Annotated in this window: 13 protein-coding genes; 6 read left to right on the forward strand and 7 right to left on the reverse strand. The window is 64.6% G+C overall.

Going from position 1 to position 15,279, the window contains the following annotated elements:
- Positions 1 to 19 precede the first annotated feature (19 nt).
- Together EA473_RS03680 and EA473_RS03685 are read right to left on the reverse strand one after the other, a co-directional pair.
- The gene (locus EA473_RS03680; RefSeq protein ID WP_124194318.1) at positions 20 to 2,851 is read right to left on the reverse strand and encodes a DEAD/DEAH box helicase; all 2,832 of its coding nucleotides are present in this window, start codon (positions 2,849 to 2,851) and stop codon (positions 20 to 22) included.
- Positions 2,852 to 2,889: 38 nt separating this feature from the next.
- On the reverse strand, positions 2,890 to 3,441 hold the full coding sequence (locus tag EA473_RS03685; protein WP_124194319.1) for a hypothetical protein: 552 nt from the start codon (positions 3,439 to 3,441) through the stop codon (positions 2,890 to 2,892).
- A 516-nt stretch (positions 3,442 to 3,957) separates the two neighbouring features.
- Between EA473_RS03685 and EA473_RS03690 the strand changes: the two genes are divergently transcribed.
- On the forward strand, positions 3,958 to 4,947 hold the full coding sequence (locus EA473_RS03690; RefSeq protein ID WP_124194320.1) for a PGF-CTERM sorting domain-containing protein: 990 nt from the start codon (positions 3,958 to 3,960) through the stop codon (positions 4,945 to 4,947).
- Positions 4,948 to 5,273: 326 nt separating this feature from the next.
- Positions 5,274 to 5,495 carry a hypothetical protein gene (locus tag EA473_RS03695; RefSeq protein WP_124194321.1) on the forward strand — a complete coding sequence of 74 codons (222 nt, stop codon included), beginning with the start codon at positions 5,274 to 5,276 and terminating at the stop codon, positions 5,493 to 5,495.
- Positions 5,496 to 5,498: 3 nt separating this feature from the next.
- On the opposite strand, the gene EA473_RS03700 is transcribed toward EA473_RS03695, so the two are convergent.
- Entirely contained in the window at positions 5,499 to 5,690 is a 192-nt protein-coding gene (locus EA473_RS03700) for a hypothetical protein (RefSeq protein ID WP_124194322.1), read from the reverse strand.
- Between the two features lie 55 nt (positions 5,691 to 5,745).
- Between EA473_RS03700 and EA473_RS22135 the strand changes: the two genes are divergently transcribed.
- Positions 5,746 to 5,910: a hypothetical protein gene (locus EA473_RS22135; protein WP_165875194.1), complete on the forward strand. Its 165-nt coding sequence runs from the start codon at positions 5,746 to 5,748 to the stop codon at positions 5,908 to 5,910.
- A gap of 146 nt (positions 5,911 to 6,056) precedes the next feature.
- Positions 6,057 to 6,317: a hypothetical protein gene (locus EA473_RS03705; protein ID WP_124194323.1), complete on the forward strand. Its 261-nt coding sequence runs from the start codon at positions 6,057 to 6,059 to the stop codon at positions 6,315 to 6,317.
- 51 nt (positions 6,318 to 6,368) lie between these two features.
- On the opposite strand, the gene EA473_RS03710 is transcribed toward EA473_RS03705, so the two are convergent.
- Both EA473_RS03710 and EA473_RS03715 read right to left on the reverse strand, forming a co-directional pair.
- On the reverse strand, positions 6,369 to 8,843 hold the full coding sequence (locus EA473_RS03710) for a DEAD/DEAH box helicase (RefSeq protein WP_124194448.1): 2,475 nt from the start codon (positions 8,841 to 8,843) through the stop codon (positions 6,369 to 6,371).
- 56 nt (positions 8,844 to 8,899) lie between these two features.
- Positions 8,900 to 10,528: a ribonuclease H-like domain-containing protein gene (locus EA473_RS03715; RefSeq protein WP_124194324.1), complete on the reverse strand. Its 1,629-nt coding sequence runs from the start codon at positions 10,526 to 10,528 to the stop codon at positions 8,900 to 8,902.
- Positions 10,529 to 10,679: 151 nt separating this feature from the next.
- Between EA473_RS03715 and yqeC the strand changes: the two genes are divergently transcribed.
- Complete coding sequence (gene yqeC / locus EA473_RS03720; protein WP_124194325.1) at positions 10,680 to 11,426, forward strand: selenium cofactor biosynthesis protein YqeC; 747 nt, start codon at positions 10,680 to 10,682, stop codon at positions 11,424 to 11,426.
- 116 nt (positions 11,427 to 11,542) lie between these two features.
- On the opposite strand, the gene EA473_RS03725 is transcribed toward yqeC, so the two are convergent.
- Positions 11,543 to 12,220, reverse strand: coding sequence for a molybdenum cofactor guanylyltransferase (locus EA473_RS03725; protein WP_124194326.1), 678 nt, complete (start codon positions 12,218 to 12,220; stop codon positions 11,543 to 11,545).
- A gap of 23 nt (positions 12,221 to 12,243) precedes the next feature.
- Positions 12,244 to 12,852 (reverse strand): hypothetical protein, encoded by a 609-nt coding sequence (locus EA473_RS03730; RefSeq protein WP_124194327.1) that lies wholly within the window; start codon positions 12,850 to 12,852, stop codon positions 12,244 to 12,246.
- Between the two features lie 272 nt (positions 12,853 to 13,124).
- Between EA473_RS03730 and fdhF the strand changes: the two genes are divergently transcribed.
- Positions 13,125 to 15,260 carry a formate dehydrogenase subunit alpha gene (gene fdhF, locus EA473_RS03735; RefSeq protein WP_124194328.1) on the forward strand — a complete coding sequence of 712 codons (2,136 nt, stop codon included), beginning with the start codon at positions 13,125 to 13,127 and terminating at the stop codon, positions 15,258 to 15,260.
- Positions 15,261 to 15,279: the final 19 nt, after the last annotated feature.

Consider the following 15,279-nt stretch of genomic DNA (forward strand, 5'->3'; position numbering starts at 1 on the left):
GACGCACATATAGTCCGAGTCAATCCCAGAACGACTGCGTCCGCGCGTACTCGCGTTCTTTCGAGAGGATATCCCGGTAGAACGCCGATTCGTCTTCCCGGTGTCTGTTGATGATCTGGGCCGCGTTGTGCGGGCCGACACCTCGAGCGGCCATCGCGACGACGGCTTGCTTGCCGTGGCTCTGGACGAGACTCGCGTTCCGAAACGCGCGTTCGGTCATCTCGTCCTGTTGCTCGTCTTTCTCCTCGGCGCGAACCGCCGTGACGACCTCGTCGGCCCACGGGTTCAACGCCGCGATACGAGTCGACTCGCACTCGGGACACTCGGGTTGCTCCTGGACTCGTTTCACTTTCGTTTTCGCTTTCCACTCCCTGCAGTGAGTACAGAGCAGGATGATGCGATCGTTCTGAATCCGTTCCCGGACCGTTCTGATGACGCTCGCGTCGGCGTTTTCCGGAGCAAGAAGCTCCTTGCCCGACGAGCGCCCACCCTGTCCGATCGCCGTGCGGCCGCGATACGTAACCACCTCGAGATTCCCAGACTGGATCCCATCGAGGATCGAACTCGCACGCTCGACGTCCAGATCCTCGTGAAACACCTCGCGAATCGATTCTTCGTACATGGGCGTGTCCTCGAGCGCCGCCAGCAGCCGGTCGTTCGAGAGTCGTCCCGACCCCTGCCAGCGCTTGAGCGCACCGAACTTCGCCGACACCTGCGAGAGACGGAACGCGAGCGCGTCGGATCGTTTGAGCCCGAGTTCGACGATGGCTTCGACGTGGTCCGGATCGGTCTCCTCGAGCACCTCGAGGACGTCGCTCGTCGCGATCGAATTCGGCACTTCGAGTTCGATCCGGTAGGGATCCGTCTCGAGGCCGACGGAGGAGCCGGCCCGCTGTCCCAGTAGCGCGGAGAGGATTCGACCGAGCGTCTCGTTGGCCATGTGCCCGAAGCAGGCGTTGAGGACGACGGAACGACCCTGGCGCTCGAGGACGAGCCGGTCGGCCGTCGGCATCGGCGCGTCGGCCTCGAGCTGGCGCTCGAGTTGCGAGCAGGCGTCGGCAAGCGTCCGCTCGTCGCCCGGATAACGGGTAGTGAGTTCTCGTCCAACTGCGTCGGCGTCGCCGCCGACCTCGAGTTGCGAAGCTGCGACGTCGCGAATCTCGCCGACTTCCCCGGCGACGGCCGCCGGGACGGGGATCTCCTGTCCGATCCACGACGGCACTTCGCCCGCTGGGTCTTCGATCGGACTCACTTTCACCCTGGCTTCGTCGTCGTCGATCTCCGCGATCCGCCACATCTCGCCGCGCTGGACGAACACCTCGCCGGGTCGTGCGAAGTTGACGACGAACCGCTCGTCCAGGGTTCCGATCTGCGTACTCGAGGCGATGTCGTGGACCTCGTAGGTCTCTTCGTCGGGGATCATCGAGAGGTTCGAGTAGACGTACTGCCACGTGCTGCCGCTGGTCTCGATGCGGTCTTCGCCCTCGTCGAACCAGACGATCCGGTTTCGGTGGAGTTCCGACAGGACGTTTCGAAACCGCTCCTCGGAGAGGTCGCGAAACGGGTACGCTCGGCTGATCGTCTCGTACACGTCGCTTACGTGCTTCGATCCGCGACTCTGGACGATCCCTGGAATCTGGTTTGCGACCACGTCCAGACTCCCCTCGTGGATCGCGGCTGGTTCCACCTCGCCCGCGCGGGCCCGGCGAGCGATCGCGAGCGCCTCGAACGTGTCGTCGGGGTTAGTCGTGACGATCGTTCCGCTCGAGACCTCGTCCCGGCGGTGGCCGGCGCGGCCGATGCGCTGGAGCAGTCGGGTCACCTGCCGTGGGCTCTTGTACTGGATCACGTGATCGACCCGACCGACGTCGATGCCGAGTTCCATCGAGGACGTACAGAGCAGTCCGTCCAGGTCACCCGATTTGAACCGGTCTTCCACGTCGATGCGGGCCTCCTTCGAGAGCGATCCGTGGTGGACGCCGATCGGAAGGTCGAGTTCGGTAAATCGCGAGCCGAGCGCCTCGGCGGTCTGGCGCGTGTTGACGAAGATGAGCGTCGATTCGTGGTCCTCGACGAGGTCACGAATCAGACGGACGTGACTCGCCGTGTCGGGTTCGGTCATCAACGTGCCGGCGAGGGTTTCGTCTTCGTCGGTAACCGCGGGCCGCCGAACGCTCACGTCGACGTTGCTCCCGACGTCGATCTCGCGGATCTCACACAGTCGGCCGCCGGTGAGGAACTTCCCGACTTCCGCCGGCTCGCCGACGGTCGCGGAGAGGCCGATCCGCTGGAACTCCCCAGCGAGATCGCGGAGGCGCTCGAGGCCGATCGAAAGCTGTGCGCCCCGTTTCGACGCCGCGAGTTCGTGGACCTCGTCGACGACGACGTGGGAAACGTCCTCGAGTCCGCTTCGCAGTCGGTCGCCCGTGAGCATCGCCTGGAGCGTCTCCGGCGTGGTGATCAGGACGTCCGGGGGATCTTCGGCCTGCTTGCCGCGTTCGTACTGGGTCGTATCGCCGTGGCGGACGGCGACCTCGAGGTCGAGGTACTCGCCCCACCACTCGAGGCGCTCGAGCATGTCGCGGTTGAGCGCTCGAAGCGGGGTAACGTAGAGTGCGCCGAACCCCTCGGCCGGACCGTCGTCGGCGACGAGGTGGTCGAAGACGGGAAGCATGGCCGTCTCGGTCTTGCCGCTCCCGGTCGGCGCGATCACGAGCGTATTCTGGCGGGCCGCAAGCGGCGGGATCGCCAGCCGTTGTGGAGCCGTCGGCGTCGAGAACCCGCGTTCGGAGAGCGCCTCGCGAACCGCCGACCCGAGGCGAGTAAACGCCGCCACGTCCCCTTCGGTCATCGACTCGTGGTAAGGGCGAACGGCGGATAAGGGCCACGCTATTCCTCGTCTTCGCTCGTTTCTTCGTCGTCCTCGTCGATCACGTCGGCGACGTCGTCGTCGATCGCCATCTCGCCCGGTTGCGCTCGCTCTTCGCTGGCGCGCTCTTCGATTTCCGACGGCGAGCGCTCCCCCTCGACCACGTCGACGTTCGTCTCCGCGTCGTCGATCCGTTCGTCGGCATCCGGTCCGGACGCGGACCGTTCGTCATCGTCGGTACTCGTTTCCTCGTCGACGGTCCCGGTTTCGTCGTCTCCACTCGCATCGCTCTCTCCGTCGATCGGAATCGTCCGGAACTCGTCGGGGACCGCGTCGTTCGTCCGATCGCGGACGCTCTCGAGCGATGGCGCGCGTTCGCTCACGGCCTCGAGGCGGTGGTCGACGTCACGGCGCTCGAGGTACCGAGAGACGGCGTATACGACGGCGGCTGCCCCGACAGCGAACACGAGCAACCGCAGGAGTGATCGGAACCACGATACCGACTGGGCCGAGGCGGAGTTCGATCCGTCGCCAACCGAAGCTCCATCGCGACTTCCGGTTCGAGTGAGCATCGTGATTCGTACTCTCTCGAGGGGGAAATCGATTCGGGGTGGGCTGATACTGTCGACAGAACTATGTGACGATCGGTCGCTCTCCTGCGGCCGTCTCCGATGGCGACGGCCGCGAAGTCGTGACCGACGTTTCATACGGGTTACTGTCCGTCATTGCCGGTGCACCCGCGACCCGGGCGGCGGGTGAGCCGGTAAATCGGTACAGCAATCCGTCTCACTGATGCTGTCCGACAGTATGACAGCGATCTCGTCAGTCGCCCGTGGACCGGTATCGTTGTTCCATCCATGTGCTAAACCGGCTGAAAGCCCCTCCTAACTCCGGGTAAGTAGCGCATATTTAGAGGGGCGACCCAGATACATTGACCAGATGATCTGTTTGCCTCCACGACAGTCACAGCGTCCGATCGGTCGCTTCGGTACACGAACGACGCTTCGAAACGATCAGTTCGACCACCGCTACCACCGGAGTTTACTGGGGACAAACCGTCGCGTTTCGTCGGCGCGGGCGTGGTAACCATGTCCGGGTGCCGACGCGCCGCCCTGGCCGCATCGATCGTTCCGATCGTCCTCGGATTGCTCGTCGCGAGCGGAGCCGTCGCCGGCGTCGCCGCCCAGACGTCGACGGTTTCCGCCAGTTCGTTCTCGCCGGACGACTCAGCCGGTTCTGTTTCGGAACCGGCGTACGTCGAATCGGTCCCCGAACCCGGCGACGCGTACTTCGAGGCCGAAGCTGAGGACGGAAGCTGGATCAGCTACACCAATCCACGCGACGAGTACCAGATTCCCTACGAGGGCGACGGGTCCGGAAAGCTCTGCGTGACGCTCCTCAACGAGGCCGGTGAACCCATCGTCGGTGAATCGGTACCCGACACGACCGCGACGATCGAAACCGGAGACGAACTCGAGTGGCACACTCACGCCGACCCGTTCGTCGTCGAGTACCCGTTGACCGACAACTACGATCGTCCGCTGGATGCCGATCAGTTCGGAACCCATCCTGACCTGCCACAGGGTGACGGCTACCTCGACTCTCACTGTCTCGAGTGGCACGGCCTGCCGGAAGACGAAACGGTCGAGTACGGCGAAATCGAACTCGAAGGCGAACACGCCGACAGGATCGAGGTCGTCGGATACATCCAGCAAGCACACGATTCCTGGGATACCGACGTCGACCCACACGCGGCAGCGACGTCCTACGACGACGCTGGTGGCTGGACCTACCATCCCGACGGCTCACACGGCCAGGCCGTCGTCGTCTTGCAACTCGAGGGCGACGAAGGCGACCACGAACAACGCGATTCCACTGACGACGACAGGAGTGACGAGAACGTCGAGGACGACACGGACGGGGCTGAGTCCCCCTCCAGCGAAGGAAACGTCGAGTCCAATCAGAGCGACGAATCCGAGCCAACAGTATCCGACGAAACCGACCGAACGACCGGCTTCGGCGCTCTGGCCGCGCTGGCCGGACTCACCGTCGTCGTCTTCGCGATACGCCGATCGTAGTCGTCTACGCGCGGACACCGGGCGGGAAAAGAGACCGAACGACGTCGATCATCGACGAACAAAGTCGAAACGGGAGAACGGTTGTTCCCCGAAGCCCGTACCATGGAGCTCTCGAGTAGACGGGGGAGCCCCTGCGTGACTGTCGCCCCGTCAGTTACAGGTAGTCGGTAGTGTCCGAAAAAATCTGCTAGCCGTTCGAAAACTTATCTCGCCGTACGAGCTACCGGCTCGAGCCGGAGATCGCGTGTTCGAACGTGTTCGGGATTTCCCGTCGTCGGTCGAAGTACGTACGTTTTTGGTGATCGGTGCCGGAGCTTCCGAGGACGATGAATTCCGATTCGGACACTGGAAACCCGCGAGTTCCGATCGTCTGCTCCGAATGCGAGACTTCCTCGCGCGTTCCTCTCTCTGAGCTCGCAGACTCGATCGAACGGCACAACGACCAGCTTCACGACGGGGCGGACGTCGCCGAAGTCGATCCGGACGTCGCCGACCGCATCGCCGATCTGATCGCCGAAGAACTCGGACTGCTCGAGGACGCCTCGTAGTCCCTACCGTTCGAATACGGCGCGGATAGACTCGAGGATTCCGTTCTCGTCCCCGTCGTCTCCGTTTTCGTCTCCGTTGTGCGTGACGATTCCGTCCTCGTCCGGACTGTCGTCCAGTCGGACGTCGGGGCGTTTCGAATCCATCGACTCCGAGTCCGTCGCGTGATAAAACGGCTGTTCGCCTTGCGAACGCAACGCGGTTGAGGTCGCCAGCGGTCGATTTATCGGTTCCCACACGTATGGATTCGCTATGGCCCGTGCGACCCACACCTGTACCTGCGGCGCGGTGTTGCGGTTCAAACAGGACCTGCGAAAGGAGCCGGGAACGACCGCCCGGACGTGGAAGTGCAAAGACTGCGGGACCCAGGTTCCCGGAACGGTCGCCGAGAAAATCAGCCATCAGCATCCGTCCTGATACCGATTACTGTACCGATGTCCCGGCGCACCCGCCGCCCGGGTCGCGGGTGCGCCGACAATGACGGACAGTAAACCGTACGAGTTAATCCACCCGACCGAACCGAAGCGCACATCCTCCTCGAACGGATATCGGTAGTCGAAACCATGTCCGAGGAGACGGCTGACTGGATGGCGCCTCCCGACGAGGACATCCTCGAGTTGATGCGGTCGGAGGACGTCTTTGCACCGGACCACGTCGATGACGCCGGAATCTGCCGGGGTCCGGATGCCGCGTATCGATGTCGCGAACTCGCGAAACGCGGACTCCTTCGAAAGCACGCCCCCGGCCTGTACGATCTCACCGACCTCGGCGAACGGTTCCTCGAGGGGGAGGTCGACCCGACGGAACTCGAGTCTACCGAGTGAGATCGACACAGATCCAGGGGATTGGGGCTACCCGAGGTGATCGATCCATATTCAGGAGATCGACGCCGGGGGACGGCGCTCGTCGACAGGTTCGCCCTCCGCCCGCCGTTTTTCGGCCGCTTGCTCCGGATCTTCGAGCAGTGCGTCGATCACGTCGGTCGCCGCTGGCGAGTAAAGCGGTCTGTTGTCGTTCCCACAGCGGGCATCCATCAGACACGCCGGACACCCCTCATCGCGTCCACACGAGCAGTCGGTCATCAGCGCTCGAGCCCGACGTGCCAGCGCTTCGAACTCCTCGTAGATGCGCCGCGAGAATCCGAGGCCGCCGTCGACGCCGTCGTAGACGAACCACCCGCTTCGATCCGGTCGGTCGGGCAGTCGGTTCGTCGCCAACCCGCCGAGGTCCGCCGGATCGACCGTGAGTTCGAGCGGGGAAACGGCGATCATCGCGTGTTCGATCGCGTGGATCCCGCCGAGGTAGCCGTGCAGCCGTGGAGGAAGCTCCGTACAGTCGTCGTTGACGTACTCGCTGTGAGCGTTCGTCACCGCGCGTTCGACGGCCGGTGGAACTTCGGCCCAGCACAGTTGCGTTCGCATCTCGAGGGGCGGGACGCCGGTTTCGAGCCCCGCCTCGAGCGTTTCGCCGGTGTCGACGGCCCGTTTCGTGTAGCTGTCGTATCGAACCGTCACGGTTCCGTATCCCCAGTTGAGCCGGAAGGAACCGACCCGTCTCGAGTCGCGTACCTCGGTGTCGTATATCGAAACCCTGCGCTGGGACTGGGTGTAGTAATCGACGTCTGCGGCCTCGAGTTCGACGTACGGCTGCGGTCGGTCCTCCCGAAAGTCACACACCTCGTACCGATCGCCTCGGTGCAAGACCGTCGCACCCTCGTGATAGTCGCGATACGCTCGGGCGCGTCCGATCGGTTCGTGATCGATTCGTTCCTCGCCGGCCAGCCGAACGTCGAAGGTGTCCCTTCCTTCGGCGTAGATGCTGACCTCGTTTTGCGGACGATCGCGGTGTGTGTATGTGACCCCACCCGAGAGTCCGCCCTCGAGGTCGCCAATCCGCCGCCCGTACTCGACGGCCCGTTCGAGTCGGTTCGTCCCGCCGAACTGCTCGGCATCGTCTCGAGTCAGCGGCAGTTCCTGGGCGGCACAGACGACGTGTTGCAGGTAGACCGGATTGTTCTCGAGGTCGACCACCGCGCGTTCGGGGTCGCCCTCGAGGACGTACTCCGGATGGCGGAGCACGTACTGGTCGAGCGTCGCGTGGCGGGGGACGAACGCCGAGATGGTTTCTCGCTCGCCGCGCCCGGATCGCCCGAGTCGCTGCCAGAACGACGCCCTGCTCCCGGGATACCCCTGAAGGACGGTCCCGTCGATGCGGCCGACGTCGATCCCGACCTCGAGGGCGCTGGTCGTGGCGACGCCGTCGAGCGTTCCGGCCTCGAGTCGACGCTCGGTCTCCCGACGGGAACGCTTTCCGTGGCCGGCGTTGTACGACGCGAGCGACGTCTCTCCGCTTTCGGCGGGCGAGTACCGATCGAGGAACTCGGTCGCACGATCGATCGCGAGCTCGGTTCCCTTTCGCGAGTCACAGAACAGCAGGGACGGAACGCCTCGAGAACAGAGGTGAGCCCAGAGTTCGGGTGCCTCGACGGTCGCGGGTCGGCCACTCGAGGCCCAGCCGTCCCCATCACGTTCGTCACCGACGGCACTTCCGCCCGGCCGGCCGTCGTCCGACGGAGGATCCCAGAACAGGAGATGGCGGCGTCCCCGCGGCGATCCGTCGTCGTCGATCACCGTCACCGACTCGCCGGCCAGGGTTCGAGCGTGCTCGCCCGGATTGCCGATAGTCGCGCTCGTCAGGACGAACCGGGGGTCGCCGCCGTACCAGTCGATCACCCGCCTGGCTCGCCGGAGGATCCACGCCGCGTGCATACCGGCGATTCCCGTCCACGAGTGGGCCTCGTCGACGACGACGAGCGAACAATCGGCGTGAAACTCGGCCCAGCGGTGGTGGCCCTCGAGGTACTGGTTCAACCCGGCGACGTTCGTGATGACGACGTTGGCGTCCTCGCGAATCCGTGACTTCTCCTCGGCGTCGGTATCGCCGTCGTAGACGCCGACGGAGACGTCGAGGCCGAGCGTTCGGAACAGCTCGTTCAGTTCTCCCTCCTGATCCCGGCTGAGCGCCTTCGTCGGGTAGACGAGCAGTGCCCGCACCGACGGATCCTCGAGGTATCGGCGTGCGATCTCGAGGCCGTAGACGTAGCTCTTGCCCGACGACGTCGAGGTCGAAACGCAGACGTTCTCGCCGGCCTCGAGCGCGCGGAGCGCCTCGGCCTGGTGGCTCCAGAGGTCGACGCCGAGTGCCGACGCCAGTTCCGCGGGCAGGACGTCTCCCGCCGGAACGTGACGTGCCGACCGAGCGGGGAGCGTGATCCGTTCGCGGACCTGTTCGCTGTACCGATCGGCCGGATACGAGTCGACGAGTTCGGCTCCGGTGAGTGCGAGATTCATCGAGTACGAATCCGTTCCACCGTCGGGGACGGTCCGGTCGCGAGTTCGTCTCCCGGTCACGGCTCGAAGTCCCCGAGTCCCGTCTGGGCGGTCGAGTCGGCTGTTCGATTCGATGTCCCGCCGGCCGTCCGCTCGGCGTCGCCGGTCGCCCGTCCGATCCCGTCGGTTCCGGCCGTCGGCTTTGCGTTCGCGATCGCGTCGTACACTGCGGCCAGTTCGCGAACGTCCGCCTCGCAGTACTTCCGAGCGTTCTCCCAGTCGATCTCCCGGTCGGTTGCACAACCCGATCCGCCGTGTGGCTCGGTCGGTTCGGTCCCGTCGGGTCCCTCGAGGCGTCGGCGAATCCGCTTTGCGAGCGTTCGGCCGTCGATCGCATCGACACCGATATCCCGCGTGTACCCGAGCGCGGCCGCAACCTCCTCGAGTCGATTCGTCCGCCCGGGCAAGACCGCGTGATCCCGCCGAATCGCCCAGTCGTACGGGTCGTTCGTCGATACGCGCTCGGCCCAGAACTCGCGGTACTCCGGTGCGTAGCGGGCGACGAATCGCTCGAGGTGGACGAAGTCGAAACCGTAGCCGTTCCAGGCGACGAGTTCGGGGTCGTCGTACTCAGCGGCTAGCCACTCGAGAAACGCCCGCGTCGCGGTGCCCGGATTCGATCGCGAGAGCTCGGTGTCGACGAAGTCGACGTACCTGTCGCGGGCGGGATCGTAGACCCCGATCAGCCAGACGATCGTCGGCTGCAGTCCGTCGGTTTCGATGTCGACGAACAGCGGGTTGCCGTCGACCGGTGGCACCGATTCGTCAGTCCGGCGGACGACGCACGATTCCTCGATCGCGCGGGCGCTCCGTCGGATTCGACGGGCCGTCGACTCGCCGATCCCGTCGATCGAACGCAGGTCGGCGATCGGAGCCTCGGCGACGTGCATCCTCGAGTCGTACCCGCGGTCCCGAAGGCGGTCGGCCGTCTCCGGTCCGACGCCAGCGAGCGCACCGAGACCGATGCGGTCGCCGGGAACGGACGAAACGGCGATCGATCCGGCCCCGTCGCAGGTGAGGCGGGCGAGTTCGGCCGCTCCCGAACGGCGGATCGGACCCAGTCCCCGGACCGGAAGCCGAATCGGTACGCCGTCGACGACGTCGCGCCAGACGTAGTCGTAACTCGCCGGCAACGATCCGGTACAGAACACCGTTTCCCCCCGTGAACGAGCCTGGTACCGGGCGATCGCCTCCCGACCGTCGAGCGTGGCCTCGAGAGTGACGCGGTCGGTCACCGGCTCGAGGTCGTCACAGACGAGGTAGTCGACGTCCGTCGGAAACGGTTCGGTATCGTCCCCGGTGTCGGTCGAAACCGCGCTCCTCTTACGGCCGCCGTCGTCGATGCCGTCGGCCGACGGTTTTGGCTCGCCGATCGCGTCCTCGAGGAGTTCGATCGCGTCGACGAAGGCGAACGTGACTCCCGAGACGCTCACCGTGTGACACGTCGCGGGGCCGTCAGGGTCGACGACGGGACCGTCGAACGCTCGCCGCAAGCGACTGGTGACTCGGACGTCGGCACCGTCGCGGACGACGTAGACGAGATCGGGATCGGCGTACTCGAGGAGGTCCTCGAGCGCCCGTTCAGTGGTGGAGTCGAGCGCGTCACAGCCCAGGGCGAGCAGATTCGCGCCGCGGGCGTCGGTCATAGACGGTCGGAGACAGCGATCGATGATAAGGTTCGTGATACGGACTGGAGACCGTACGGGGGGTACGTGCAAATCGTGTCACCGGTGGATTCGACGGGTCGCTCGAGGCGGATCCCACAAACGATTAGCCCCCTCCGACGAGAGCGAATGTATGGACGTTCTCGAGGCGCTCGAAGCCGAATCCGGCGTCGTGGCAGTCGTGGGTGCGGGAGGAAAGAAGACGACGCTGTATACGCTGGCAGCCCGCGCTGGCGACCGAGGAACGCGGGCGGTCGTCACCGCGACGGTGCGAATCCCCATCTTCGATCCCCACGTCGAATCGGTTACCGTGACTGGAGATCCGGTCGCGGCGCTCGAGGAGACGAACTCGTGGCCGGCCGGCGTCGTTCCGGAGCGGGAAGGAGAGGATCGATACGTCGGCTACGAGCCGGCGGTTATCCGTGACCTCGAGGCGGCGGGTGTCGCGGATCTCGTGCTCGTCAAAGCCGACGGGGCCCGGACCCGTGAGTTCAAAGCACCGGACGAACACGAACCGCAGCTTCCGGACTGCGTCGACACCGTCGTTCCGATCGCGAGCGTCGCCGCCGTCGGCTCCCCGCTCTCGTCCGACCTCGTCCACCGGCCGGAGCGGGTGGCGGCGATCACGGGACTCGAGATAGGTGAGACGATCCGCCCCGAGGACGTTGCGCGCGTACTCGCGAGCGAGCGCGGCGGGCTGGCTGACGTCCCCGACGGCGCGACGGTCATCCCGCTTCTCAACAAGGTCGATGACGAGAAGCGCCTGGCCGTCGCCCGCGAGATCGGAACGGACCTACTCGAGCGGACGCCAGCCGTCTCGCGGGTCGTCCTCGGTCGAATGATCGACGACGAGACCGTCGTCGACGTGCTCGAAGAGTAGCAGTGACGTGTTAAGGAAGGAGTCGGTGACGTGCCAGAGAGGGAGCGGTGACGTGCCAGCGAAGGAAGGCGGTTTCGACGATGGCTCACGTCCCGCCGGCGTCGTCCTCGGACGGGTCACGTCCCACTGGAGCCGTCCTCGAGGCGATCGATTGCGGCTTCGAGTTCCGCCCGGGTGTTGAAGTTTTCGAACGTCTCGAGTGAACTCCGTTCGCGGACCTCTGCCTCCGGGACGACGACGTACTCGAGTTCCGAGAGGGGTTCGACGATCCTGCGTTCGTCCCGCTCGAGCGCTCGCTCGCAGGCGTTTGCCATCGGTTCGGCTCGATACACCGCCTGGGTCGTCTGGAACCACTGGTCGTCCAGTTGCGGGACAGCCCCGTCGTGGCCGTCGGCCCGTTCGAAGAGCAATTCGACGAACTCGGGGTCGACGAACGGCATATCACACGCGACGACGACGGCGTACTCCGTCATGACCTCTCCGAGGCCGGTCGCGATCCCCGCCATCGGTCCGCGGTCGGGAACCGGATCGACCGCGAACGACAGCCTCGACTCGGGAGCGGGTTCGAACGACGGATCGTCGTCCGCGAGCGCCTCCCGGATCGCCGGAACCTGGTCCTCCCGACAGTTGACGACGAGGTCGTCGATGGTCGGAGCGATTCGATCGACGACGTGACGGATCATCGGCGTTCCGGCGAGATCGGCGACTGCCTTGTCCGTTTCGCCAAAGCGCGTCGAGTGTCCGCCAGCGAGAACGACGGCAGATCGGGCGTTCGATCCGTTCTCGAGGGACATACGTGATCTTCGTCGACCCTCCCTCAAAAGCCCCCGGTCGTCGGTGATCCGTCCTCTACCTCGTCCGAACCGGAGACGTGATCGGAGATCCGCCAGAGCGCTCGATACACCGTCCACAGGTCGCAGTCGAACTGCTCGGCAAGCGACCGACAGCGCTCGAGGTACGTCTCGTAATCCTCGACGGACGGCGAGTCCGGATACGACCGCGAGAGTTCCCCGACTTCGAACAGCGTCGCCCACTCGCGAGGGCCGACGACGACGTACTCCTCGGGGTCGACGAAGGTGAGAAATCCGGAGGCGACGGGAACGTCGACGGCCTCGAGGCGGGTCAGCGCGTCGATCCCGTCGGCCGCGTCGGTCGCGTCGACGACGTCGGCGATGGCGGCCCGGACGTCGTCGAACTCGTTGTCCCAGAAACGGTCTTCGGCCGCCCGCCGTTCGTCGTCGGGATACCTCCCTAGGAACCGGCGGTAGTACCACCGGACGATCCAGGCGGCGTCGCGGCGGCCGTACTCGCCCGACTCGAACGCCCCGGGGAGCGTCTCGAGGTTCTCCTCCTCGACGAGAGCTAGCGGGGCCTCTTTTCGGTACTTTCGTGCTTCGGATTCGACGAGCGAACGCGTCAGTTCCATCGAGTGGTCGTTCGATGCGGGTCGTGGTGAGCGTTTCTCTCTGGTCGACGCTCGAACCTGACGGCACCCACCACCCAGTAGCGGCGTTCGACAGCAGGGATGAATTGCTACCGTTACCGGTCACGTTCCCTCCCCAGTCTCGGAACTAAGAATATTATTTCACATCGACATTACTATCTCCATACATATACCACGAATTTGGTAGAAAAACTCATACACATGCAAGCAGTGGTCTCACACGATGCGATCTAAGTCAGAGGGGATCACGCACAATGTCAAGTGAAGAACAAGACACCGTCAAGACGATCTGTCCGTACTGTGGCGTCGGCTGTGGGATACAGGTCCAACAGGGCGAGGAACCGGGCGACGTTCGATTTATGCCCTGGGGAGATGCGCCGGTCAACGAAGGCCGGATCTGTATCAAAGGTGGTGCCGCGACGGAGGTCGTCGACCACGAGGACCGGCTCACGGAACCGCTGATCAAAGAAGACGGAGAGTTCCGGGAGGCATCCTGGGAGGAAGCGTACGAGTACGTCGTCGACGAACTCGAGCGCATCCGCGACGATTACGAACCGGACGCGATGGGCTTTTTCGGCTCCTCGAAGACGATGAACGAGGAGAACTACCTCCTCCAGAAGATCGCCCGTCGCTACGGAACGAACAACGTCGACAACTGTACGCGGATGTGTCACGCCTCGACGGTCTGGGCGCTTCGAACCAGCCTGGGCGCGGGCGCGATGACGAACAGTATGGCCGACCTCGAGGAAGAATGCGACCTGTTCTGGATCCAGGGGGCGAATCCGGGCGAACAACACCCGATCGCCAACAGTCAGTACTTCCGTCAGGCGGTACTCGAGGGGGCGACGGTTATCCAGGTCGACCCCCACGCCAACAAGACGACCAGATCGTTCCAGATCGACGACACCGACCGTCACCAGCACCTCCAGTTGAAACCGGGAACCGACATCCCGCTTTTGAACGCCGTCATCAAGACGATCCTCGAGAAACACGAGGAGGAGCCCGAAGCGGGATGGATCGACGAGGAGTTCATCGAGGAGCGGACCGAAGGCTTCGAGCACCTGAAAGAGACCCTCGAGGAGTTCGACAAGGAAGCGGCCGCCGAGGAGTGTGGCCTTTCCCTCGAGGAGATCGAACTGGCCGCCGAGAAGTACGCGATGGCCAACAACGCCGCCATCTTCACCGGGATGGGGATGAGCCAGCACGCCTGCGGCGTCGACAACGTCCAGAACGAGATCAACCTCGCACTCATCACCGGCAACGTCGGTCGCCCCGGAACGGGCGTCAATCCACTCCGCGGGCAGAACAACGTCCAGGGAACCTGTGACGTCGGCGCGATGCCGAACGTGTTGCCGGGCTACCAGTTGGTCGACGACGACGAGGCCAGAGAGAGCGTCGAGGACGTCTGGGGCTTCGAGGTGCCCGACGAGCCGGGCCTGACCAACGTCGAGGTGTCCCACGAGTTCGGCAACTCGGTCAAAGGGCTGTACGTCATGGGCGAGAACCCCGTGATGAGCGAACCCGACGCCAACAGCGTCGCCGAGCGGATCCAGGAACTCGAGTTCATCGTCGTCCAGGACATCTTCATGACCGAGACGGCGGAGTACGCCGACGTGGTCCTGCCCGCGACGACCTGGGCGGAACGCGACGGAACAGTGACGAACACCGACCGTCGTGTCCAGCGAATGCGCGGCGTCGACAAGGTCCACGAGAACACGAAACACGACCTCGAGATCCTCTCTGAGGTCGGGTGTCGACTGTTCGGTCCCGAGAACTTCGAGTTCGACGATCCCGAGGAGGTTTTCGAGGAACTGCGAGAGGTCTGTCCGATCTATCACGGCATGACCTACGACACCCTGGGTGAGGAGGGACTCCACTGGCCCTGCTATGAACCGGGCGACGAAGGCGACTCGTACCTCTACGCCGACGAGTTCGACACCGAAAGCGGGCTCGGCCACATCGAAGGCGTCAGCCACACGCCGCCGGACGAGGTTCCCGACGAGGAGTACCCACTCGTCCTGACGACCGCCCGCCTCGAGGAACACTACAACACCGGAACGATGAGCCGTCGGTCGCCGACGCTCAACCGCCAGATTCCGGAGAACTTCGTCGACGTCCACCCGGCCGACGCCGAACGGTACGGTATCGAGGACGGTGACGAGGTCACGATCACGTCCAGACGCGGTGAAATCACCGTCGAAGCACAGGTGACCGAAGACATCAAGGAGGGCGTCATCTGGACGACGCCACACTTCGCAGCCGCCTCTGCAAACCGGCTCACCAACGACGTACTCGACGAGCGAGCGAAGATTCCGGAGTACAAGGCGGCGGCCGCAGAGATCGAGGTCGGCATCGAACCGAGCGACGCGGAGACGCCGGCGGACGACTGACGACGGTCGCTCCGACTTG

The sequence above is a fragment of the Natrarchaeobius chitinivorans genome, assembly GCF_003841505.1.
GTDB lineage: Archaea > Halobacteriota > Halobacteria > Halobacteriales > Natrialbaceae > Natrarchaeobius > Natrarchaeobius chitinivorans.